The following is a 23,437-nucleotide window of genomic DNA, read 5'->3' on the forward strand; positions in this document are numbered from 1 at the left end:
GCTGCACTTGAGTCATTCAGAATATAATGTCACGCAATGTTTGCGCTTACGCAAGATGTACATTGGTGCGTTGTATTCTGGAGAGTGGTTGTGAGTGATCTGAAGCTGCGATATGAAGAGTTACTGATTGATCGGGGATGGGATAAGGATACTCAGATCCAGCATTTCCTCGAATACGCTGCAGAGTTTAAGTTAGAAGATCATTTTTTAGCTTATCTGGGACTAAAGCCGACGGCTCAGACGCGTACTCTGGTTTCATCAAAAGAATATTCGGCAGAACGGCTTATTGAGTTGGTGGTAAAAAATTCGCGCATCACAGACGTGATTAAAGAAAACTCGCTCGCGGTGAAGGATGAAAACCCGTGGACGCTGAAGGATATGACTAAATGCATAGCGAATAGCATTGTTATCGCGGTTGATCCGGAAGATGTACGTCTGGTACAGGAATTATTGGCCTATTTTAACCTGCGTCATGCGTCATATATTCAGCCACAGCAAGAACATCAGACTTCCGAAACGACGAAAGATGATAGTGGTGATGAATTCTTTGAACAAATTTATAAACGTTATGCCACTTTCAGCTGATTGAATTCTCCGGGCTATTTCCACCGCTGAAATGGCTCATTCTGACGCAATAGTTCCTTTCCCTGATATTGTGCATACCGGCACCGGACTTGCATTTATCCTGTTTCAGATGCATAGAAACTGAAACAGGTATTATTAATGTGCAGAATCAGGGGGAGATGCGCGTGACTGGTGCAAAACAGCAATATGATGAGCTGATCGCTGCTCGCTCATGGGACAAAGAGACCCAAATCCGTTTTTTTCTGGAATATGCCGAAGAATATCAGCTGTCTGCTCATTTTTTGTCATATCTGGCATCAAAGCCAATAACGGCAGACATGACACCTACATATTCCGGTAATTATTCTACCGAACAATTGTTATCACTTTTGAGTAAAAGTGAAACCATTACCCGAATAATAAAAGAAAATGCAATCGTGACCCAGGTGGAAAACCCGTGGACAGAGCACGCTATGCTCACATGTATTGCAGAGGAATTGGCCGTATCGGTATCTCCGGGAGATAAATCCCAGATGCAGGATCTGTTGACCTATTTCAATGAGAAACATGCATATATTCTCCGGTCAATGAACAAAACACTAACCGTTGCCAAAGAAGAGATCACGGATAAATACCGGTTTGGTGCCAGAGGCTAACGCAGGGCAAGCTGATTGGTATGAATAACCTGATAGCGCTCACATCGGAAAATAACAAAGTCTGTATTCTGATAACAATAAGATCAGGAAGTATTGAGACTTAGTACAGTAACAGTCCTGGAGGTGACACATCCCTGAACTGATTCAGTCTTCTTGGCTCGTGAAGCCATAACCAGACAATAGGGGATGCTATGAACCAGAAAATAAAAGAATTACTGGACCGCATTCGTCAGATCGAGGACGAAATTGAACTGGAGATGGAGCGCCGGCGCGCTGAACTCCACATCGATTTTGAGAAAAAACGCGTTCGGTTTGAGCGGGAAGTGCTGGAGCAACAGCGCCGTTTTAAAATGGGGCTGTTCAAATATTTGCGCCGGGCAAAATTACGCCACGTTGTTACAGCACCCATTATATATTCTGTACTTTTCCCTATGCTCCTGATGGATCTGTTTGTTACTGTCTATCAATATATCTGTTTCCCGCTGTATGGTATTCCGCGTGTGCGTCGCAAAGATTATTTTGTATATGATCGGGCGTATCTCGGTTATCTGAATATTATTGAAAAAATTAACTGTGGCTATTGCTCTTATGGCAACGGATTAATTTCTTATATCCGGGAAATAGTCGGACGAACCGAGCAATATTGGTGTCCGATAAAACATGCACGCCGGGTTTTGCATGCACATCCTTATTATGATGGGTTTGTGGATTACGGTGATGCAGAAATTTACCGGCAGGAGTTGAAAAGACTGCGGGCTGAGCTTGCGACACTTGACCAGGCGGAGCAGGAGAAAAAAACTGAAAATAGTGCAAATGACACGAAAGAAAATTAAAGCTAATGTTTCAGATCACTTTGCCTCGTAACGCTTTCGTTTTTCCCCGTAGTGTTTTGCTATCCATGCGTTTTCGCTGAGAGCTTTTCGTCGCCTTGGTCGGGCGGCGCGCTTTCTGAACTTTAGCCACACTTTTGATTAATTCCTGCAACCGTAGCAGTGCATCAGCGCGATTTTGTTCCTGAAGCCGATACTGCTGAGCTTTGATGATAATCACACCTTCACTGGTGATCCGCTGGTCACTCAGGGCTAACAAGCGTTCCTTATAGAAATCCGGTAACGATGATGCTTTGATATCAAATCGTAAATGAATGGCAGAGGAGACTTTGTTTACATTTTGTCCACCGGCTCCCTGAGCTCTGATTGCAGTGAGCTCAATTTCAGCATCAGGAATGGCGACATTAAGAGATATTTCCAACACAACAAAGTTACCCTTTGATTCAAAAATACTATTCTATCAGTGATAAACGCGCTTATCTGATGTCTTTTTTTAATAACAATTCACTGTCAACCGGAATGAATTTTGATGCTGAATTAACAAGCGCTACAGAGGTATATTTGGGCACACCATATACCTCAACCCATGCATCGTAGTCTTTATGGATTTTGTTTATTAATAAATCAAAATCACCATCACCGGAGGCTAATACAACAATATCGGATTCTTTTGCATACTCCATTGCATCAAGCGTAATCCCAATATCCCAATTGCCTTTCGCTGTACCATCAACTCGCTGGATCAATGGTTTTAGTTTTACTTCGAAGCCTATAGCCCGGAGGATATTCTGAAATTGTCGCTGCTTTTCATCGCCACGATCAATCGCATATGCAATTGCTTTTACAACCTGCCTGTTTGCCGTAACTTTTTTCCAGAATGCGTTATAGTCAAAATTGCAGTTGTATGCTTGTTTTGTTGTGTAGTAGATATTTTGTACATCAACGAGTACGACGACTCTTTCCATGAAATTCCTGATTATATTTAGTCTGAGTCAGAATCTATCGGCTCATCGCGATAACCGCATTTATCAGTGAGCGGACTTTATGTCCGCCGATGTAGACGGGCAGTATGTGTTTTCCCGTCTCGAAATGCGTGTAGACCGCTGTCTGGGCTGTCCGGACCGAATATTCTACCGTGAATACGCAATCGTTGCTTACTTCCGAAAATTCTCCCAGAAAGGCGAAATTGGTCGCGCCTGCGGGGATAACGTCAGGTCTGTCGCCTTGTGTCCTCGGCATGAATTCGCTGTCAATGAACGGCATTATGGTCGGGCGACAGTTTACCTTGCCTGCATCGAGAACGGGCTTCATTTTACCGGTTATTTCCAGATGTGAAAAAAGTTCGGTCAGAATTTCCTCGCCGTTGCAATCTTGCATCCGTTTCTGCACGAAATTACCGATCCTGTCCTGATAAAGGCCATATCCCCAGAATATGTCGACGTTGGCTGGCTGATTGGCGAAATGTGGCTGAGCTGCCACTACAATCGAGAGTAGCCAGTTCGAGTCTGTGATGGTCATTAAACCGCTCACGCCGGGGATATAACCATAGGTGGCAGACAGATGCCGCAAAAAGGTGGGATCATGCAATGTTACCGTGAATGATACCCATTTTTGCCGATCGATCTGATTTGAGAATACACCGGGGTGACCAAAGGCAGGGTCTTTGCTGGTGATACATTCCCAAAGTGTCCACGCGCCGGAGGTTCCTTTCGTTTTCTGTATGGCTGGTTGTGTCATCGAGCCGGTATCGGTGCTCTCTGCGATAGATCCGTTGGTGATGAAAACATAGTCCTCTTCGGAGAGGAGGATGATTTTCTGAATACCTTTTTCTGTGCAGTGGATGGCCGTCGCGGTCTTGGCTGAATCAGAGATATTGAAATCAATGTCGGTGACTTGCGTTCCGAAATTGAACTTTACACCGCGTTCCTTCAGCCAGTTTTGCAGAGGAACGATGACAGAGTCATATTGATTGTAAACAGTCCGGTAGATGCCGCCCAGTTCGTGAAGTTGGGGGAACAGGTGCATAAACCTGAGGAAATAGCGCCGCATCTCTGCCAGGCTGCTCCACTTCTGAAATGCGAACATGGATTCCCATATCTTCCAGAAGTTAGTTTCGAAGAACTTATGGCTGAACCAATCCTGAATGGCTTTATTGCCCAACAGCTTTTCCGGCGTTACGGTCAGCCGGATGATGTCGAACTTATCCTGCAGACGGAGGCCGTACGAAGAGACATCGAGTATTTTGGCTTCTTTAATCAGACGTGACTGAGAACGGGAAGTGAATCGTTTTGAGAACTCAAAACTTTCTTCGGTGACGCTTTTTGCGGGGTCTGTTGCGGAGGGAATACCTGACAAAAGGTCCCAGTAACAGACAAAATGCCGCTCATGCATCCTTCCGCCCCGGGCAATAAAACCGTGCTCAGGGTCGCCTTTACCGTCCAGCGCTCCGCCGGCAGTGGCGTCCTGTTCGAGAATGCTGATGTTCTCCCCGCGGATGCCTGCATCCCGGATGAGGTAAACGGCGCTGGCCAGCGAGGCGATGCCGCTTCCGACGAGATAGATTTTCGAAGAACTGTCCTGATTAATTTTCATCGTCCGGACTTCCTGACTGATATCAGATGTTCTTTTATCTGGTATAAGTTAACCGCCAGCCACAAGGCGCCTTCAGAAACATGCTGAATACGGTGGGGCAGGCCGGCAGGTAAAAACAGATAGTCACCGGCGTTGAGTTCAACAATCTCGCCAGCGACATTCAGAATGGCATTTCCCCGAAGAAGTACGACCCATTCATCCTGAGATTGCACATACTCGTGTGGAGTAACGTCCGCAGAACTCACGGTTCGTTCAATAACCAGATTTCTTCGCGTCAGTAATGTCTCGGTGCGTTCGCCTTCCAGGGGAGGGAGTGCATCAACAAACAAGTTTCCGGTTCGCATATAAAAGCCTCGCGAACAACATTGCATGCTTTGCTAACTTTTTGCTGTTAAGGCCAGTCTGAAACCTAAAGAGATGAACATGACTCCGATCGTTTTATTTAACCAGAAACCGAGGGATTTACTGACCTTCAGGCGTTTGCTGGCTAATGATGTGGAAACAGCAAGAAAGTGACACCAGAGCATACTGTTAAAGTTAAAAATAACGCCCAGAATAATAAAAGCTAACGCCTTGTCAGGTGAATCATGGCTGATGAATTGAGGAACAAAAGCCAGAAAGAACAACGCCACTTTCGGATTTAATGCATTACTCAGAAAACCCTGCCAATAAATAGATCGCATTGAAAGTGGTGATGAACTTACCGGGCTCGCTGATTCTGCATCATCAGTGCCGGTATTGTTTTTGGCTTTTTGTCGCAGAGCCATAATACCAATATAGACAAGATAAGCCGCACCTGCATATTTCACGATGGTAAATGCAGTGGCAGAGCTGGCAAGGATGGCCGAGACACCTAAAGCCGCCGCTAATACATGCACAAAGACACCAGAGCCAATGCCCAGAGAAGCAACACTGCCTGCTCGCCAGCCTTGAGATGCACTCTTGGACATGATCAGCAAAGTATCCGGGCCGGGCATGATGTTCAGCAAGAAGCCGGAGATAATGAAAAGTGTCAGATCATGAATGCCAAACATAGAGACTCCTACGCTAATCGTCGCGTCTGCATTTCACTTCTTCTTTGTATTCATCAAACTTTACATCTCTCTTTATTTTGCATGGACCATCCCAGTACTCATCTTTCCATTCGCCAGCCCAGTGAGCACCGTATCCATCTTTACATTTGATCTCGACTTTATATTCGTAAGGCTTTGATTCTTCTTTAACTTTACAAGGCCCGTCCATGTATTCCGCCTTCCAGTCTTTAGCACAGTAATACCCGGAATTATCTGACTTGCAGTCATCAGAAAAAGCGATACTACTGATCAAAAGAGAGCAAATGGCGACCAGTGCTTTGACAGTTTTTTTCATTTGAAGGCCCACATATTATTGAGTCATTTTTACTAGTCATTATGCCGCTCATGAGTGAGTGGCACATGATGTTTTTATATATCAGCTTGAGCGATGAACTAAAGAAAGCAGGGAGGCTGCGCCAACGAACATGCTTGCAAAACTACGATTAAGGATACGTTGCTGACGAGGTGTTCTCAGAAACAATAAGACTTTTGCGGCCAGGCAGGTGTAGCCAGCCATCACAATCATATCGACGGCAATCATGGTGACCATCATGAGTGAATATTGTGGTACCAGTGATTTTGCAGGATCAATAAACTGAGGTAAGACCGCCAGAATAAAAACAATGGCTTTAGGATTGCTGATATTAACCAGAAAACCTTTGGCTATTAAGGCCATTGGATTTACGTTTTTGACGGCTTGCTGTTCAGTCTGGATCTCAGATGGTTTTTGCTGCCATTGTCTGACAGCCAGATAGATCAGATAAGCGACACCAAACCATTTGATTAAGTTAAAGGCTAACGCTGAAGCGGTAAGAATAGCGCCGACACCAGCAGCGACAATGAGGATCTGGATAGCTAACGCGATCTGAAGCCCGATGACATTCCAGTAGCCGCGTAAAAAGCCAAATTGCAGACCACTCGACATGGAAGCAATAGCGCCGGCACCCGGAGAAAGACTGATAACCCAACAGGCTGCAAAGAAGGCAAGCCAGACATCTAATGTCATACCGTTATACCTCTGAAATGACGGTTACTCATGGCAAAACGATACAGGAAAAAGAGCAGAGCGGCTATATCAGTCTAAGTTGGCCAGAGCACGGCGCTAATCGATGGCTCTGTGCTTATTAACTCAAACATTCCGGGCAATCATCAATACTTCATCGGCGGAATAGAGGTTTGATATCGTTGCTTCAACTTCCGCACCCAGCGTGCTTTTATATAATTCCTGAGCATGATTATCTGCCCGGGTTGTAACCATAATATGCTTCAGCGTTGAACTTTTTTTAGCCAGTTCTTCTTTCACTAATGGCAATGATTTTTCGATCAGATTCCGGCCAATACCCTGACCCTGGAACTGAGGCGACACGGCCAGTTGTTCCAGCTCAAGAATAGCTTCTGCACGGAAACCACTTTTTTGAGCCCAGACGATATAACCCACAATTTGGTTATTAATTTCAGCAACAAAACTCAGAAAACGCGGATAAGCCTTTAAGTTACATTCCAGCCATTCATAAGAAAAACTCTGCCGGGGGAATGCGGCCTGATGGACTAAAGATGCTTCATTTAAATCAGATCCGTTCATGATACGTATTTTCAAATCAACCACCTTTCTTTGAATCAGAACATAATTAATAGTAACTGTCTTTTCTCACCAAAGTAATCTCTGTTCGCTTTTGAAATGCCGCTTAACGCCGCTGACTGGATCAACAAACGTTAATTCGCTCGCGAGCAATTGCAGTGGCTTTTGATAATCATCCGCCACATCATCATTTACCGAGGGATAAAACGCGTCATTGTAAATCGGTGCGCCAAGTGCTGACATGTGCAGGCGTAACTGGTGCTTTTTGCCGGTGACAGGGTTTAAGGCGTATTTCCATAAATCGGCGCGCCGCTCGATGACATCAATGATGGTTTGCGAATTCGCAGTACCAGCCGTTTCCTGAGAAAGAAAAAATGGTTCACCACGTTCAATGCGTGTTGCGCGGATGTGCGGAAATGCAATCTGCGGTAATGCCGGTGCGATTGCTTCGTAGCGTTTCTCTATTTTTCGATCCCGGAAGAGCGCCTGATATGCCGCCCTCGATTTTTTCTGCACGGAAAACATCACAAGTCCGGCGGTATGACGATCAATGCGATGCAGCGGCTGAAGCTCAAAATTGTTGAGGCGTGCGACCAATCGTGCGAGTAATGTTTGTGAAACATAGTCGCCGGCAGGGGTGACGGGCAAAAAATGCGGCTTGTCGGCTATCAGCAAATGCTCATCCATGTAAAGAATGGATTCCTGAACCGGAATGGGTTTCTCGTTGGCAATTTCGCGGAAGTAGTAAATACGCAGGCCGGTCTGATGCGGTAAATCGTGCGCAATAGGGGACTGACTGTTATCGAGAATAAGCCCGCGCTCAAAACGATTTAACCAGCATTCACGCGTAATGGCGGGGAAGCTGTCGCACAGACAATCAAGCACTGTCCGCCATTTACCGTATGGGAGCACAAAGGTACTGGCGTTGATATGGCGCGGTGTTGGCTGCTTATTCAGCCAATGAGGCTCATATTTACTCTGTTTTTCCTGACTTGAGGTATTGGAATATCTGATCTGCATTTTTTCGAATCAATACTAATGGTGCCTGCTGAAAAGGCACTTTTATCAACGTTCAGTACAATAACCACTGGCTCAATCAGTGGAGGGTCAAGAGTGTAATTTAGCATGTCACTAATGGTCAGGCACTAGGTCGCGCCCGACTATTTTTCACATCAGATTGATGCCAAAGTGTTTAACAATCGCAGCAAAAAGAACAAATACCACGATGGTTAATAGAACACTTATTACTAATGTCATGGCAAAACCAAACCGCGACATGAAGTAAGGAAACAGGATGAACATCGGTAGTGTCGGTATGACATACCAGAAGGTGTAATAAGCATGATTGCTTATTTTTGTATCGGACTGACCTTCAACAAATAGCCAGATCAAGGTCAGGATCGTGACTAACGGCAGCGAAGCGACTAGCGCGCCAATACGATCACTTTTCTTGGCTAACTCAGAGATCAAGACCACCATACCGGCAGTGATCAGATACTTGGAAATTAAATAAAGCATATCTTCCTTAGGATTCTCATCCCTGACAATCTACCCTAACGATGCAAGTGCAGGATTGAATACAACTTCCCATAAATGGCCATCCGGATCCTGAAAATAACCCGCATATCCGCCATAGAACGTAGGCTGAGCGGTTTTGACAATGACAGCACCTGCTTTGGCGGCCTGCGACATTACAGCATCAACTTCGGCAGGGGAATCTACGTTGTGACCCAGCGTGAATTCAGTCGGCGAGGGGCTTTGTTCCGTAAGCCCGGTATCTGCGGCGATACTCCAACGTGGCCAAAGCGCTAATTTTAGCCCTGACTGGAGATTGAAAAAAGCCACGGCACCATTTTCGGACTCCGCTCCTATGATGCCCTGTGTCTTGAACCCCAGACCATCACGATAGAACGCCACGGAACGTTCCAGGTCTGCGACACCGAGTGTCAGGACGGTAATATGTGGATTCATAGACGTGCTCCAATGTAATACGTTTAACTACCACCGAGAGAACGCAGAGACTAAGCCTGCGTAACGCGCTTTATTTGGAATGTTCTGAGAACACCAGCCATTAGTGTAATGACTCCGACGATAGTCAGAAATGGCGGATATTCCTGCCGTAACAAAAACGCATACGTCAGGCCCGCCAGAGTTTCAAATACAATCAACTGACCCACCAGTGCCGTTGGTAAACGTTGGCTGGCCTGATTCCAGCACAGGGTTCCCAACCATGAACAGAGTAATCCGATGGCGGACATCAAACTGATAAACAGCCACGGTCTGGGGCCGAACGGCATTTCAAAAGCGGGTTCGGTTATGTGCAACTGGATCCATATCAGGCCATAACCAACGATGGCCAGAGGCAGTGTCGCTATACCTTGCGCCGTTGCCCATGTGACCGGGCTTTTAGTCTTATTGATGCGCAACCAATTGGCATTTCGCATCGGATACCATGTCCAGCATGCGACCGCCATGAACGCGAGCAGAATACCCAGCAGGTAGGTTTGTATATCATATTCGGCCGTACTCCCGCGCAGTTCTGCCAGATTTACGCATCCCAACCCTATCAGAATCAATATTAAAGACGGAAACATGTGTTTCCAGGCAAATTTGCCATCACGATGACTGTAGTGAATATTAGAGAAAACAGACACGACTACCGGCAGTATTCCAATAATCATGGAGGATACCGGTGCGCCAATTTTCTGGATGGCGCTGGATAAGCAGAAGTAATAAAGCAGGTTACCTATTGCAGCGAGTTTCAGTGCTTCTAACCAGTCATTTTTGCTCAGCGTAAGTAACCGTTTTCTGTCGTGCCAAGCAAGCGGTAAGCAGATCAGACCGAATGCCAGATATCGCCCGACAGACTGTAATGCTGCCGGATACTCTGGAATTATCATCGGCCCTACAAAGATTAAACCCCATATTGCACCTGCAACTAAGGCAAACAGCACGCCGATAACCATCTGACAACCTTATCTTTTTTAATATATGGGAATGAATGTAGACAAAATAAGTAATAACACTTGTTATGCCAAACGCAGACATTGAATGATTAACGGATGAGTTTTCGTGCGTCTTTAAGTAATAACACCAGTTGTCTTTCTCTCACTGGCGATGAAATAAAGCCAAACCGTTCGTAAAATTTCGATGCAGTTTCATCAATAGGATGAGTAAGCAGCGCTCTGATGCCGACCTGCTCAGAAATCATCATTGTGCGGCGGATGGCATCTTGCAACATACCGACGCCAATCCCTGACCCTTGGTGCATTTTCGATACAGCCAAACGAGCCAGAATAACGACAGGAATAGGATATTGCCCCATGCCCCGGCGAATGCGTTCAGGTGCGTCATACGTTTCGACTTGCCCCACAGTGAGACTGAAATAACCCACAACAATGTTGTCTTCACAAACGACAAAAGTTTTAGCCGAACCACTTGATTGTGCTTGTCTGGCATGGCGCAAAAGCCATTCGTTCAATGTTTGGTTGCCGCAATCAAATTGCTCAAGAAGATGTTTCTCATGTAACACCTCTGGTTTTGAAACAGGCATTATTTCTCCCAAGGTGCAGTGCGGGAGAAAAGGTCTTGCAAGCCCTGATTTTCTTGAGCGGGTTGATCAAGCATATCAAGCAGGGTTTGATATTGTTCACCGGAAACAACGAATAAACGCTGATCAAGGAGGGTTTGTTCAGCCGCATGGCATGCACTATCAAGAATGAAATCAGTTAATGATTTGTGCGAAATGTCAGCAGCGCGACGTAGTACTGCCTCTTGCTCAGGTGTAGCCCGAAGCCCGAGACGAGCAGACCGTGAAGTTCGTGAAACCGAAGATGCAGAACTGGCCATGATTATCTCAAACAAGATATGAATGATTTAATGTTAGTACAATGAGCAAACAAGATCTAGTTGGAAAGGGACATAACTCAGGGCAAAATAATGAAAGACAGCCGCTGTTTTCAGAATTTAGCACTCACAACAACACCTGAATAATTCAGGCAGTCAGAAATGCGCTGTTGCTGTACACCACTAAGATCTGCGATGTTCGCATACCGGAATTCAGTATGCTCATGACTGAGAATGATTTCAGAAGAGGAGGGTAGTGCACAGCGAAAGATAAACGCCTGAGAATTGTAGGCGAAATGGAAATACACACCACTGAGATAGTTAATCAAAACCTCTGCGCCCAATTCTTCACGACATTCACGGATCAGCGCTTCGTGGATTGTTTCACCCGGTTCTAAAGCTCCACCGGGAAGCCCCCAGGATTTCGCACCATAATCTGCTTTTAAGAGCAGAACCTGACCTTCAGGATTGAGGATAACAGCATGACTGCTGAGTCTGAATTTATCATCAAAAGCCATGATTGCACCTCTACCTGCAAAAAACCATGTTGCCAACCCAATATTGAGTATGACTGTTGTCCAGTGAGCGAAGTCCACGTCCGACATGAAAATTTTTTCAGCTTACAGCTCGACAGGCAATGTTGGAATAGAACCCCATTCAGACCATGAGCCATCATATAAACTAACATTTGAGCGACCGGCTATGATTGCAGCAACTAAAATAATACAACCTGTCACGCCTGAGCCGCATGAAAATGATAATGGCCGGAATTTATCGTGACTGATGACATCGAAAATATCGCTTAATGTTTCAGGCGATTTGTAACAAATATCATCAATCACTTGCCCAAAAGGTAAGTTGATTGCATTGGGAATATGACCGCTCCGGATACCTGGACGGGGTTCTGGTACTAAGCCGGAAAAACGCTCTGCCGCACGCGCATCAACAATAATAAATTGCTTCGTTAGAATGTTTTGCTTTACTAATTCAAGTGAGCAGACATTTTGCGAATTGAACGAAAAATTCACTGCTGATGGGATCTCTGGCATTGCGCGATATTCTGTTGTTGTGGGTTTATTTTCTTTCAACCATTTCGGCAAGCCACCATCAAGAATGAAAACATTTTCAACCCCGAATGATTTAAAAATCCACCAGATACGGGGAGCGGCATAAATGCCTTGATCATCATAAATCACAATTGTGTGATCACGGCAAATACCAAGGCGTTGACTCAGAGCGTTAAATTGTTGTTCAGAAGGGAAGGCGTGAACAACATCTGAGGTTAAATCAGATAAATCATCTTCAATATCAACTTTAAATGCGTTTGGAATATGAACTGGATCAGAATAGATCAATGGTTCTTTGCCAATGATTTTGCTTATCGTGGCTTGAATGATCACCAGATTGTGATCGTTTAAATGATCATGTAGCCACTCAGTGGAAACTAATGGAGATTTCATAATATTTATCCCTGTAAGCTAACTTCTTTTTATGTGGTGGCACGTAGTGCTGTCCAGTTCATTGTGTCTTGTATTACATCAACGATAAATTTATAAAACTAATTGTTACCTACACCTGATAATCAAATACCACTATATCATCAAGAATAGGTCTAAAAACTTGCTTCAAAGCCTCATGCTCTGGATGTGGTAAATAATTTTCGCGTCCTGAGTTATCAGTGAATGTCATAAACACTGCATGCGTATAACCCTTATTTTTTCTCTCTGGACTGTCGTTCAAACCCCATTCCACAGAGAGAACGCCATCAACTTTGCTCGGAATTAATTCGAATAATGTTTTCAATTCATCGATCTGCTCAGAAGACGCAGAATCCTTGAATTTTATCAGGAGGAGATGTCTTATCATGTTTAACTCCGTTATAGCTAACCATTACTTAAATTGCATGAACTTGCATGTCCATCTTGATTGACTTTGCTAGCCCACCCAAATCACCATATATAGTCTTTGCGTTTATATTCATTTTTCTTAAAAGCGCGTAGATGTTCTCATATATAGTATTGGGAATAATGAACTTTATTATTTGAACATTCTTATACATGTCACTAGCAAGAAGGTCTTCAATTCGTTTTTCTTTGTCACCGGAAATTAAGAAAGTACCAGATTGCCTATCAATTCTGGCATTTAATTCCAGTGGTTCGGTAATCCAAACGACCTCATATGAAAAGCGGTCTACAACATCGTCAAACAACTCATCTTGTTTACCAATGATTTCATGTCTAGTTTTCTTGAAGCTTGAATCACGCCTGGAAATATATGCCAATGACTCATCCATTACTGAGTTGTAGTCTATGGCATAAATAGCAAGATCATTTTTTAAAGGGGGATTATATGCTTCTAGAGCAAAGTATAAAGCTACATAAGGGCTTTCGGTAAAGTCTATAAGCCGTGTTGGTGCCCCATAATGCTGCATTACTGACAACCAAGCTAATTTACTTTTGGGCCCATGTTCATCACCGTTATAAATGTGATATTTCGATTTGAACAAATTCAGGTAATGCTCCTCAAATTTTCTTGCTAGTTCGCTTGACCACTTATCACCGATGGTGCGCTCCAAAGTTGACTCGAGCTTCCAGCTTGAATCAGCATGACCTCTGTAAATGAAATTATTAGGCAACTCATTCATTGAACGAATTAAGTCGTCAGAATCTTTAATTCTTTTTTCAGTGATCATCCTCTAACCCTCATATATTCGACTTGCATCTGTTCCAATACTTGAGAGTTTGACGCATCTTCGTCAACGGTCACTACTACTGCGTCACCTTTCATCTTAATGTTTTTGGCCTTTACGCCTTTAGAAGGAACAACTCTAGCAGAAGCTGTATTTCCGGTGGCAGCAGTCGATTTAGCTACAGATTCAGCAACATTTTCGTTCAAGGCTTCACCAACTACCTCTAAAATTCCTGAGGAAGCTCCCATACTTTGTGCATAAACGGATAAAGGTTTTTGGAAAAGCTCATCTGCATCAATAGGATTTGGCCCTGTAAATGTTGCCCTGAATTTCCGTATTGAATATGCGCCTCGAAGTTTATCCAAAAAGTCTTCTGGATCAGGTATTACGTCCACTCTGACATCTATTTCTGCCTCAATCGCAGTTTTAGTTGTTAAGAACAAATCCTTAATGCGCCTGGCAATACTTGAGGCATTTGGAGCTAGTTTTGATTTCTTTGCAATTCCAAGCAATCCAATTTTTGCGTCAAAGATAACAACCGTATAAGGCGCTGAATCATCTAGCTCGTCTACAAAATCACCAGTTTCTTTATCAAATTTCTCAAACGTAGTCTTTGTTGTTCTTCCCACAGCAAAAGAACCAGAATAATCCCCAAACATCTTTACGTTGCCTAAGTGCCATTGACTTCCGCTAGACCGCGTATAATTAGGTTTGTCGTTAATTGAATTAAGAAAAAGCTCCATCGAAGATTTATTATCAACAAACAATGGTAGTTGAGCAGGTTTAATAAATTTTGCTCTATATAGATGGTATTCACGAGCTCCCAATGCTCAATCTCCTTGTGATGTATAGATGCAATTTAACTTTTAATTAAACGGCGGCACGCAGTGTCGTCCAGTGAGCAACGCGAACGAGTTTGAATTTTTTGTTAAGCTATTTCTGTTGCTGTTTCGCTTTTTTCTTATCACGGACCCAATAAACAGAACCATTTGTCTTTTTCATCTCAAACAAGTCGATGGCCATAAACAAATCACTTAATTTTTTGAAACCGTAATTTCTTTGGTCGAAGGATGCATGATTGGATATGTGAGAACCGATAGGACTAAGTCTGGCCCAACCATCATCTTCTTCTACAGCTTCAATCGCTTGGCGTAGTAAGTTAATTAATTTTGTATCACTTTTGATGCTACGAGGTGGTTTAGCAACAGTAATGTTTTGTTCAACCTGTTGATCTAAAAATAAAAATCTAGAACAACTATTAACGAAAGCAACAGGAGCTTTTCGTTCGCCGAAACCTATTACAAATTTGCCATCCGATAATGTCCGAGTAACAAGTGGCGTAAAATCGCAATCAGAAGAAACCAGGCAGATAATGTCTACTTTCTTGGTATATAGCACATCCATAACATCAATGACTAAAGCCATATCTGTTGCGTTTTTACCTTTGGTTAGATCAAACTGTTGAATTGGCTGAATAGCGTATTCATGAAGTACGTCTTCCCATGATTTCAATGTTGGATTTTTCCAGTTTCCGTATGCTTTTCTTATATTAACGACACCATATCGAGCAAGTTCAGATAAAACCATATCTATTCTTGCTGCTGGCGCATTATCAGCATCTATAAAAAGAGCTATTTTTTCGTTTGATTGCAAATTAACTCTCCAAAGAGCTTAACTTTGACTTAAATGGCGGCACGTAGTGCCGTCCAGTTTCAAGTTTTTGTTATATTTGTGGATGTATCATGATATCTGGAGTTCTAGTCCATGAGGTTTTTAACTTTTCACACACGTAATCGCCGATTTCTGACGTTGGGACAATTATTGATAATATATCTTGTTCGGTGAATTCTACATGGTCACCAACTGATTTTGTAATTATCCGAGCTTCTTGTTCAGATTCAAAATCATACCCAACAGGATATCTTGAGTATGTTATTTTTTCTATTGTAGTGTTGCCATTGGTTTGCTTAATGTGTAGTGGTGCGAAAAGGCTATTAAATTCAGGCCATAATATAGATGGTTTTCTGAAATGTGTGATTTTATTTGTAAGCTGTTCTAATTTATCTGAATCGTTGCTATTCATCGCTTTATTGCATTCAATAACTAAATTGTCTTTTTCTAAGTTTGGTAGTTTGTAATAAAATACTTTAGTGACATTAAGTCTTTTTCTGAAAGAATCAGTAAATGAAATTCCAAGTTTTCCGTAGTGCTCAGTTGGATGCCATGATTTTAGTTTTTTAAATGGTATGTCCACAAAACAAATCATTGGTATGTCGTTTGGAAGCAATGCAACAGGTGGTGATTTAACATATTTTTCGAAACTTATTGAACCATCATTATTGGTTACTACTGAATCAGGATCGGCCATTAATGCAGTAGGAGAGTTCATTATCGGTAAAAATTCAGGACATATGAATGATTTTAATTGTTTTGGTATAAGTATGTGATCAATAAAACTATCTGTTTGTTCTCTGAGTTTGCCTTCTCTATGCAAACCACCAAACCCAAAGTGCATTAATGGCATATATATTCCTCTAATTACAAATATAACAATTTATTACCCGGACTAATTCCCATAACAAACTTCTATTAAACATCAAATCCGGAAGTATTCCGTATTCACTGTCATATCAAAATAGAGCACCAAAAGCGAAAACCCCACACTTCAGAAATGCAAAGCTACCGCACTGACTGTCGGTATCAGAACCCGGGCTTCCTGCTGGTGTTGTTGGATTATTCCTGTCATGAATAACAGCCTAAGACATGTTTGACGCTGTTGGCAATTGAAACCTGAGGGGCGGGGATGATCTGGATCAAGGGGAGGGGATAAACGAATACCCCATACGACGCATAGCCATACGGGGTATATAAAGCGCGGGATTAATTCAGGCGGATGCCGTCGTCTTCAATGGTGATCAGGCCTTGTTTGAACAGACCGCCAATGGCTTTCTTGAAGGTGCCTTTACTCATGCTGAATTGTGAGTAAATCAGCTCTGGTGAGCTTTTATCGCCGACTGGCAGGAAGCCGCCTTGTTTTTGCAGACGAACCAGGATTTTTTCACCGGCTTCATCTTTACGTGCCAGGCCGGGTTTGTTCAGGGTGACATCCAGCTTGCCATCGTCATGGATCTTTTTGATGTAGCCCTTCGTGCGCTGACCGATTTTGATGTTCGTGAAAATTTCGTTGTAGAAAATCAGGCCCCAGAACTTCTTGTTCACGATCACTTTATAACCAAGATCGGTCTGTTCGCAGATCAGCAAATCAACTTCTTCCCATTGCTCATAACGTGGCATTTCAATGCTCAGGTAATGATCCAACCGGCTGGTCGCCGTAGGGCGGCTTTCACGATCCAGATAGACATACACCACATAGGTGTGGCCCAGCTGCATTGGTTTGGCCTGTTCATTGGCAGGAACAAACAGATCTTTTTTCATGCCCCAGTCAAGGAAGGCACCGATACGGCTGGCGGAAATCACTTTCATTCCGGCGAATTCACCGACTTGTGCCAGAGGCTTGTCGGTGCTGACTACCAGCTCTCCGTCACCATCCAGATAAGGGAATACCGGCAGAGCGTCGCCTTCTTTGATGTGTTCCGGTAGCTGACTTTGCGGAACAAAGGCTTGTCCTAAGTCGTCTGCATCCAACCAGGCACCTTTTTCATCGATTTTAATTACTGGGAGGGAGTTCATGCGGCCAAGTTGGATCATAATGCTGGTCTCTTTGACAAAAAAACATAACAGATAGAGATGAATGATATCACTTCAGCTCAAAAGCCGGTGAATTTTACTGCCCGGATATCTTTATGCCATGTGTTAAAAGGTATTTAATGGGATGGTTTAGTGATACATATGCCAATTCTAATTAAAAAAATGAATAGGAAAATCAGGTTGCTTTTTATCCGGCAGACTTTGTGTAAAGCTGATAATAATCCGGCTATTCAGCTATCTGTGGCGGAAGCGTGCTTATGAAGAAAAATGTTTACTGGTTGTACTTGTTTTTCACATTCCCGTCTCTGTTTTCTCTTGGTGTGCATGCTAACGCCAATCTAACCGCTAATTCGTCTTCAGCCATGCCGATTGTCAGTGATGCGTATTTTTCCATGGTCGCAGATGCCTTGCTCGGTCTGGCTATTATCCTGGCTATCTATTTTTTCTGCCGGAATCGCCGGTTAACGCGCCGGTTGGAAAAAAGCCGGCAGCAGGAAGATCAGCTGCGTACCCTTTATGCCGCCATCGATCAGAGCCCTGCCTCGGTTGTGATCGCAGGGCTGGATGCCAATATCCGGTATGTAAATCCGAGTTTTACCGAGATCACCGGATACTCACTGCATGAGGTGATGGGGCACAATCCCAGTGTGCTGCATTCTGGCCTGACCAGCCCGGATGTTTACGATGAAATGTGGCACAAACTGACTCATGGTGAAAGCTGGTCTGGCGAGTTTATTAACCGGCGGAAAAACGGGGAAGTCTATTGGGAACAGGCCCATATTTCACCGGTATTCAATGATGACGGCGAAGTCACCCAGTATGTTGCGGTGAAACTGGATATTACGGATCGGAAACGCCGGGAACAGCATGAACAGGCACATAACCGGGTATTAGAGTTGTTATCCAAAGGCGCTCCTCTGGATAAAATTCTGCTGGCGATAGTAAAGAGCGTGGAAACCGAGTATCCGGAAATGATGTGCTCGATTTTATTGCTCGATAAAGAAGGTAAACACCTGCTTACCGGCGCAACGCCCAGTCTGCCGGACTTTTACAACGAAGCGATAAACGGCATTGAGATTGGTATCGGTGCGGGTTCCTGCGGCACGGCGGCATTTACCGGAAAGCGCGTCATAGTAGAGGATATTGCTACCCATCCGTATTGGGCGGCTTATCGCGAGCTAACAACCCTGGCCGGCTTGGGTGCCTGCTGGTCGGAACCCATCTATGGTTCTGCGGATAAAGTGCTGGGTACTTTTGCTATTTATCATCATGACCGGCATTCGCCCAAGCCGGAAGATATCAAGCTGATAGAGGCATCCGCGAATCTGGCGGCCATTGCGATCGAGCGTTATCACGCGGTGGAAGCGTTGCGGCAAAGCGAAGAGAAACATCGACGGCTGGCGCATTATGATGTGCTGACCGGATTGCCGACCCGGGTGCTGTTTTCCGACCGTCTGAAGCAGGCCATGCGCTCAGCAAAACGGAACAAGAAAAATCTGGCGCTGATGTTTCTTGATCTGGATAAATTCAAGCCGGTCAATGACACATTCGGGCATGCAGTCGGCGATCGGTTGCTGAAAGAGGTCGCCAGCCGGATGCTGGGTTGTGTGCGTGAATCTGACACCGTCTGCCGGATCGGTGGGGATGAGTTTGTGATCCTGCTGCATGATGTCGCAGATGCGGAGAGTGCTTTCAATGTGGCGGAAAAGATCCGTCAGGCGCTGAATCAACCCTTCAAGCTTGCCGGTCATCAGATGAACATTTCCTGCAGTATTGGTATTGCGCTTTATCCTGAAAATGGCGTTGATGAACGGACGCTGACCAAAAATGCCGATATGGCGATGTATCGGGCGAAAGAAAATGGCCGGGATCAGGCTCAGGTGTTTTAAACTACGTTACTTCCTGATTATTACTAAGGTTTCTGATGGCACTGAAAGCCACTATTTTCAAGGCAACGCTGAATATTGCTGACATCGATCGCGGGGTTTACCTCGATACGACCCTGACGCTGGCGCGTCACCCTTCCGAGACAGATCAACGCCTGATTGTGCGTCTGCTGGCCTGGGCACTGAATGCCGATGAGGCGCTGGTGTTTACCAAAGGGCTCTGCGCCGATGACGAGCCGGAACTATGGCTGAAGAGTCTGCATGGCGGTATCGATCACTGGATTGATGTTGGTTTGCCTGATGAACGCCGTCTGAAGAAAGCCTGTAACCGCTCAGAACAGGTCACACTTTATACCTATGCTGGCCGCAGCGTTGATCTCTGGTGGCAGCAGAATGGCGCGTTGCTCAGTAAACAGGACAATCTGCGTATCATTGATTTACCGGAAGAAGAACTTGCACCGCTGGTCGCGCTGGCTGAGCGGAATATGCAATGGCAGGTGACGATCAGCGAAGGTCAACTGTTTATCAGTGCCGGTGACGCGAATATCGGTCTGACTCCGGTAACACGGAAGGATTGGGCGCAATAAGCTGCGCCCCTGAAGCGGCTTACGCGTTTTTATCTGCGGCAAATATCAGGCCGGTTTGCTGGCGGATAGTCTGCATGACTTCCGCCACCTGCAGCGCCAGCGTATAGCTGTTCAGCCCGGATTCCGTTTTTCCCTGCTGAATGGTGGCAATGAATTCTGCCAGTTCATACTGCATCGGGTGCACCGACTGCGGCACGGTAATATCCTCTTCGTACCCGTCCCGGTAGATAATTTTCACGGCGTTCTGTTGTGAAATATGTTCAATCAGAATTGACCCTTCCTCACCCTGAATTTCGGATGGTGTGCGCATATCACTTATCTTGGAATAAGAGACCGTGGCTACCAGATCATCATAGGTCAGCAGGGCAGAGCCCATCCCATCCACGCCGGTATGTAACATCACGGCACTGGCCTTGATGCTTGCCGGCATACCAAACAGATCGATCACCGGATACAGCGCATAAACACCCAGATCCATCAGTGCGCCGTTGGATAATTCCGGCCGGAAGGCATTCAGGATCTCGCCGGCTTTAAACTTGTCGTAGCGGGAAGAGTATTGGCAGTAGTGGCTTTGCACATAGCGGATCTTGCCAATTTTATGCAGGTGTTTTTTCAGCGATAAATAGTTCGGCAACGTCGGTGTTTTCATGGCTTCCATCAGCAAGACGCCATTCTGACGGGCGGTTTCCACCATTTTCTGTGCTTCAGGCAGATTCGAACAGAGTGGTTTTTCGCATAACACATGCTTGCCACTTTCCAGAAACAGGCAGGTTTGTTCGCAGTGCAGCGCATTCGGGCTGGCGATATAAACGGCATCGATATCGGCAGAGGTCGCCATCTCTTCAAGGTCATCGAAGGTATAGGTTGCGCCGTATTTCTCTGCGAACTCGGTGGCTTTATCAAGCGAACGGGAGTAAACCGCTGTTAACTGAAAACCCGCGACTTGCTGCGCGGCAGCTAAAAAAGATTCTGTAATGGTATTGGTGCCGATGATGCCGAATCTGATCATGATGCTTTGCCCTGCACGTTAATTACTGGAAAAGTAGGTGTTATTTACTGGCGATTAAGAGTATGTAATTCGATACTGTAAGTTAATAACTCATTCAGCGCCATCTGCTTTTCTGATGTCAGGCGTTGCTAAACGGGAGCTGAAAGTATGGATAAAATCACAAAGTATTCGCTCTATTCTGTGGGGGCCGTCGTCGCTTTAATTGCCGGGGGCGCCGTTTACGTTACAGCTACCTTTGATGCCAATTCACTGAAACCGCGCTTAGAGTCGCTGGTGAAAGCGGAAAAACAGCGGACACTTAAATTCAATGGTCCTCTCAGTTTGTCGCTGTTTCCAAAACCGGGTATCACCGTTTCCGACGTCAGCTTATCAGAGCGAAACTCAGACACGCAGTTTGCTCATATTACGGATGCCCGTCTGGTCATGCAGTTCTGGCCATTGTTATCGAAAAAAATTGTGATTGATGAAGTGGATGTGCAGGGGGCGACCATTAATCTGCTCAGGAATAAAACCGGGCAGTACAACTTTGCGGATCTGATGGAGAACGGGAAAAAATCAGCGATAAAAGAAACCATTCCTGAAATTGCGACTGACTCGGAAACAACAACCGGGGCGTCTCCGGCGACCGGCTTTCGTCTGTCACAATTCAACATCGCTAAAAGCAGTATCAAGTATGTGGATCAGCAGTCAGGGCAACAGCTAATGCTGAGTGATTTGTCACTTTTTGGTGATGGCATCACTGTGGCGGGGGCTGAACATATTGATTTCAGTTCCCGGTTACAAAGCCCGTCACCGGCGCTTGATCTGCGCATCAACACGAAACTGGATCGTCTGAATTTTGATCAGAAAACCGGTCAGCTGCTTTTGGATGGACTGCATAATGTAGTGGATGGCAAAGCCGATAAAGATGCGCTGAAACTGACACTGACGGCGCCTAAGCTATTCATCAAAGATAATGCGGCTACGGCAGATACGATGGTTATTTCCGCTTTACTGAGCGGTGCTGCCCGTAAGGTGGATGCCAATTTCAAACTGGACGGCGTTTCGGGCGATAGTCAGCAGTTCAAAGCACGGGCATTAAAACTGGATCTGACGGCAAATCAGGGTGATCAGGCGGTAAAAATGGCAGTAAACAGCCCGGTTAACTTCAAACTGGCAACCCAGACCCTCAATCTGGCGCAACTGGCGATCAGAGGTGATGTCACCAGCGGCGAGATGAAAGCCGTGCCGGTGGATCTGTCGGGCAAACTGAATGCGGACCTGAAGGCACAGCAGGTGAATACGGTGATGAAGGGTTCGCTTGATCACAACACGCTTGATTTCAGTGCGGATATTAAAGGCTTCAAAAATCCGTTTATTCGTTTCGATGTGAAGGCGCAGTCGCTGGATCTGAATCGATATATGACGGCCGGAAAATCAGCCGATGGTAGCAGCAATAAGACTGATGCCGGGGCAGGCACAGGCGATACAGGCACTAAAGCACCGGCAACCAAAGTGGATCTCTCCGGTCTGAATGCGCTGAATATGGACGGCCAGCTGAGCCTCGGTCAGTTGAAATATGCCGCGGTCAATGCACGGGATGTCCGCCTAGCCGTCAAGGCGCAAAAAGGATTGCTCTCGGTGCCAACGCTCAGCCTGAAAGCGTTTGGTGGTGCTATCGCCGCCAGTGGAACCGCAACCACGACGGCCAGCCCCCGGTTCACGGTGAAACCGGATATCACCGGTGTTGATATCTATGCGCTGCTCAAACAGTTTGCCGGTTTTGAAAAGATTGAGGGTAAAGCAACCGTGAATGGCAGTTTAGCCATGCAGGGCGGCGATACGACGGCACTGAAAAACAGCCTGACGGGTAATTTAAATACCAGGGTCGATGATGGGGCATGGCGGGGTATCAATATCGCGAAAACCATCCGCGAAGCCAAAGCAGCCATATCCGGCCTGAAAGGTGGCGAACAGTCGGTGACGACAAGTAATGTGGAGAAAACGGATTTCACCGAATTAACGGCGTCAATTCTGTTTAATCAGGGCGTGGCAACGAATAAAGATCTGGCGATGAAATCACCGTTGTTGCGGGTAAGCGGTGAGGGTGACGTTAATCTGAAAACGGACAAGATCAATTATCTGCTGAAGGCGGTGCTGGTGGATACCAGTAAAGGTCAGATGGGTAAGGATCGTGATCAGTTGCATGGGGTAACGGTTCCGATCCGGATAAAAGGTTCTACGTCCGCACCGAAATACTCGCTTGATCTGACTGCGGCGATCAAAGAAAACGCCGGCGCAGAACTGGAAGCGAAAAAGCAGGAAGTAAAACAGAAGCTGGAAGAGAAAAAACAGGAAGCTCAGCAAAAACTGGAACAAAAAGCCGGTGATGCGCTCTCTGAAGGGCTGAAGAAATTGTTCTGAAATGAGAAAAAAGCC

29 protein-coding genes are annotated in these 23,437 nt (G+C 45.2%); 6 read left to right on the forward strand and 23 right to left on the reverse strand.

The window, feature by feature from the left end:
* Window positions 1–90 precede the first annotated feature (90 nt).
* From TOLA_RS06585 to TOLA_RS06595, 3 genes are all read left to right on the forward strand, one after another.
* Complete coding sequence (locus tag TOLA_RS06585) at window positions 91–585, forward strand: hypothetical protein (protein ID WP_012729505.1); 495 nt, start codon at window positions 91–93, stop codon at window positions 583–585.
* A gap of 164 nt (window positions 586–749) precedes the next feature.
* Window positions 750–1,220: a hypothetical protein gene (locus TOLA_RS06590; RefSeq protein ID WP_148210425.1), complete on the forward strand. Its 471-nt coding sequence runs from the start codon at window positions 750–752 to the stop codon at window positions 1,218–1,220.
* Between the two features lie 191 nt (window positions 1,221–1,411).
* Window positions 1,412–2,053 (forward strand): hypothetical protein, encoded by a 642-nt coding sequence (locus tag TOLA_RS06595; protein WP_012729507.1) that lies wholly within the window; start codon window positions 1,412–1,414, stop codon window positions 2,051–2,053.
* A 10-nt stretch (window positions 2,054–2,063) separates the two neighbouring features.
* Here TOLA_RS06595 and arfB read toward each other — a convergent pair whose 3' ends face one another.
* From arfB to TOLA_RS06705, 22 genes are all read right to left on the reverse strand, one after another.
* The gene (arfB, locus tag TOLA_RS06600) at window positions 2,064–2,474 is read right to left on the reverse strand and encodes an alternative ribosome rescue aminoacyl-tRNA hydrolase ArfB (protein ID WP_012729508.1); all 411 of its coding nucleotides are present in this window, start codon (window positions 2,472–2,474) and stop codon (window positions 2,064–2,066) included.
* A gap of 52 nt (window positions 2,475–2,526) precedes the next feature.
* Entirely contained in the window at window positions 2,527–3,015 is a 489-nt protein-coding gene (locus tag TOLA_RS06605) for an NYN domain-containing protein (RefSeq protein ID WP_012729509.1), read from the reverse strand.
* Between the two features lie 34 nt (window positions 3,016–3,049).
* Complete coding sequence (locus TOLA_RS06610; protein ID WP_012729510.1) at window positions 3,050–4,642, reverse strand: oleate hydratase; 1,593 nt, start codon at window positions 4,640–4,642, stop codon at window positions 3,050–3,052.
* On the reverse strand, window positions 4,639–4,986 hold the full coding sequence (locus tag TOLA_RS06615; protein ID WP_012729511.1) for a cupin domain-containing protein: 348 nt from the start codon (window positions 4,984–4,986) through the stop codon (window positions 4,639–4,641). Before TOLA_RS06615 ends, TOLA_RS06610 begins: the two co-directional genes overlap by 4 nt.
* A 33-nt stretch (window positions 4,987–5,019) precedes the next feature.
* Window positions 5,020–5,676: a LysE family translocator gene (locus TOLA_RS06620; protein WP_012729512.1), complete on the reverse strand. Its 657-nt coding sequence runs from the start codon at window positions 5,674–5,676 to the stop codon at window positions 5,020–5,022.
* A 13-nt stretch (window positions 5,677–5,689) separates the two neighbouring features.
* Window positions 5,690–6,010, reverse strand: a complete 321-nt coding sequence (locus TOLA_RS06625; RefSeq protein ID WP_041609484.1) for a hypothetical protein — start codon at window positions 6,008–6,010, stop codon at window positions 5,690–5,692.
* An 81-nt stretch (window positions 6,011–6,091) separates the two neighbouring features.
* Window positions 6,092–6,721 (reverse strand): LysE family transporter, encoded by a 630-nt coding sequence (locus TOLA_RS06630; RefSeq protein WP_012729514.1) that lies wholly within the window; start codon window positions 6,719–6,721, stop codon window positions 6,092–6,094.
* 123 nt (window positions 6,722–6,844) lie between these two features.
* Window positions 6,845–7,312: a GNAT family N-acetyltransferase gene (locus TOLA_RS06635; protein WP_218916124.1), complete on the reverse strand. Its 468-nt coding sequence runs from the start codon at window positions 7,310–7,312 to the stop codon at window positions 6,845–6,847.
* 51 nt (window positions 7,313–7,363) lie between these two features.
* Complete coding sequence (locus TOLA_RS06640) at window positions 7,364–8,179, reverse strand: pseudouridine synthase (protein WP_218916125.1); 816 nt, start codon at window positions 8,177–8,179, stop codon at window positions 7,364–7,366.
* 282 nt (window positions 8,180–8,461) lie between these two features.
* Window positions 8,462–8,812, reverse strand: coding sequence for a DUF3147 family protein (locus TOLA_RS06645; RefSeq protein WP_012729517.1), 351 nt, complete (start codon window positions 8,810–8,812; stop codon window positions 8,462–8,464).
* 30 nt (window positions 8,813–8,842) lie between these two features.
* Window positions 8,843–9,265: a VOC family protein gene (locus TOLA_RS06650; protein WP_012729518.1), complete on the reverse strand. Its 423-nt coding sequence runs from the start codon at window positions 9,263–9,265 to the stop codon at window positions 8,843–8,845.
* Window positions 9,266–9,315: 50 nt separating this feature from the next.
* Complete coding sequence (locus tag TOLA_RS06655) at window positions 9,316–10,260, reverse strand: DMT family transporter (protein WP_012729519.1); 945 nt, start codon at window positions 10,258–10,260, stop codon at window positions 9,316–9,318.
* A gap of 89 nt (window positions 10,261–10,349) precedes the next feature.
* Window positions 10,350–10,847: a GNAT family N-acetyltransferase gene (locus TOLA_RS06660; protein ID WP_012729520.1), complete on the reverse strand. Its 498-nt coding sequence runs from the start codon at window positions 10,845–10,847 to the stop codon at window positions 10,350–10,352.
* Window positions 10,847–11,143, reverse strand: coding sequence for a type II toxin-antitoxin system TacA family antitoxin (locus TOLA_RS06665; RefSeq protein WP_012729521.1), 297 nt, complete (start codon window positions 11,141–11,143; stop codon window positions 10,847–10,849). The genes TOLA_RS06660 and TOLA_RS06665 overlap by 1 nt, the downstream gene beginning before the upstream one ends.
* A 110-nt stretch (window positions 11,144–11,253) precedes the next feature.
* On the reverse strand, window positions 11,254–11,658 hold the full coding sequence (locus TOLA_RS06670; protein ID WP_012729522.1) for an NUDIX hydrolase: 405 nt from the start codon (window positions 11,656–11,658) through the stop codon (window positions 11,254–11,256).
* 102 nt (window positions 11,659–11,760) lie between these two features.
* Window positions 11,761–12,600, reverse strand: a complete 840-nt coding sequence (locus TOLA_RS06675; protein WP_012729523.1) for a sulfurtransferase — start codon at window positions 12,598–12,600, stop codon at window positions 11,761–11,763.
* A gap of 109 nt (window positions 12,601–12,709) precedes the next feature.
* Window positions 12,710–13,006 (reverse strand): Dabb family protein, encoded by a 297-nt coding sequence (locus tag TOLA_RS06680; RefSeq protein ID WP_012729524.1) that lies wholly within the window; start codon window positions 13,004–13,006, stop codon window positions 12,710–12,712.
* Between the two features lie 28 nt (window positions 13,007–13,034).
* Entirely contained in the window at window positions 13,035–13,832 is a 798-nt protein-coding gene (locus TOLA_RS06685) for an FRG domain-containing protein (RefSeq protein ID WP_012729525.1), read from the reverse strand.
* Complete coding sequence (locus tag TOLA_RS06690; protein ID WP_012729526.1) at window positions 13,829–14,656, reverse strand: DUF4747 family protein; 828 nt, start codon at window positions 14,654–14,656, stop codon at window positions 13,829–13,831. The genes TOLA_RS06685 and TOLA_RS06690 overlap by 4 nt, the downstream gene beginning before the upstream one ends.
* A 106-nt stretch (window positions 14,657–14,762) precedes the next feature.
* The gene (locus TOLA_RS06695; protein ID WP_012729527.1) at window positions 14,763–15,482 is read right to left on the reverse strand and encodes an NYN domain-containing protein; all 720 of its coding nucleotides are present in this window, start codon (window positions 15,480–15,482) and stop codon (window positions 14,763–14,765) included.
* A 70-nt stretch (window positions 15,483–15,552) separates the two neighbouring features.
* Entirely contained in the window at window positions 15,553–16,353 is an 801-nt protein-coding gene (locus tag TOLA_RS06700; RefSeq protein ID WP_012729528.1) for an abortive infection system antitoxin AbiGi family protein, read from the reverse strand.
* Window positions 16,354–16,709: 356 nt separating this feature from the next.
* Window positions 16,710–17,537, reverse strand: coding sequence for a CvfB family protein (locus TOLA_RS06705; RefSeq protein WP_012729529.1), 828 nt, complete (start codon window positions 17,535–17,537; stop codon window positions 16,710–16,712).
* A gap of 257 nt (window positions 17,538–17,794) precedes the next feature.
* On the opposite strand from TOLA_RS06705, the gene TOLA_RS06710 reads away from it, so the two are divergent.
* A complete protein-coding gene (locus tag TOLA_RS06710; protein ID WP_012729530.1) occupies window positions 17,795–19,426 on the forward strand; it encodes a sensor domain-containing protein in 1,632 nt (543 codons plus the stop codon).
* Between the two features lie 35 nt (window positions 19,427–19,461).
* Window positions 19,462–20,010: a YaeQ family protein gene (locus TOLA_RS06715; RefSeq protein ID WP_012729531.1), complete on the forward strand. Its 549-nt coding sequence runs from the start codon at window positions 19,462–19,464 to the stop codon at window positions 20,008–20,010.
* A 19-nt stretch (window positions 20,011–20,029) separates the two neighbouring features.
* Here TOLA_RS06715 and TOLA_RS06720 read toward each other — a convergent pair whose 3' ends face one another.
* A complete protein-coding gene (locus tag TOLA_RS06720) occupies window positions 20,030–21,019 on the reverse strand; it encodes a Gfo/Idh/MocA family protein (RefSeq protein ID WP_012729532.1) in 990 nt (329 codons plus the stop codon).
* A gap of 147 nt (window positions 21,020–21,166) precedes the next feature.
* Between TOLA_RS06720 and TOLA_RS06725 the strand changes: the two genes are divergently transcribed.
* Window positions 21,167–23,422 carry an AsmA family protein gene (locus TOLA_RS06725; RefSeq protein ID WP_012729533.1) on the forward strand — a complete coding sequence of 752 codons (2,256 nt, stop codon included), beginning with the start codon at window positions 21,167–21,169 and terminating at the stop codon, window positions 23,420–23,422.
* The last annotated feature ends 15 nt before the right edge of the window (window positions 23,423–23,437 follow it).

Origin of the sequence: Tolumonas auensis DSM 9187, assembly GCF_000023065.1 — a bacterium.
GTDB classification, from domain to species: domain Bacteria; phylum Pseudomonadota; class Gammaproteobacteria; order Enterobacterales; family Aeromonadaceae; genus Tolumonas; species Tolumonas auensis.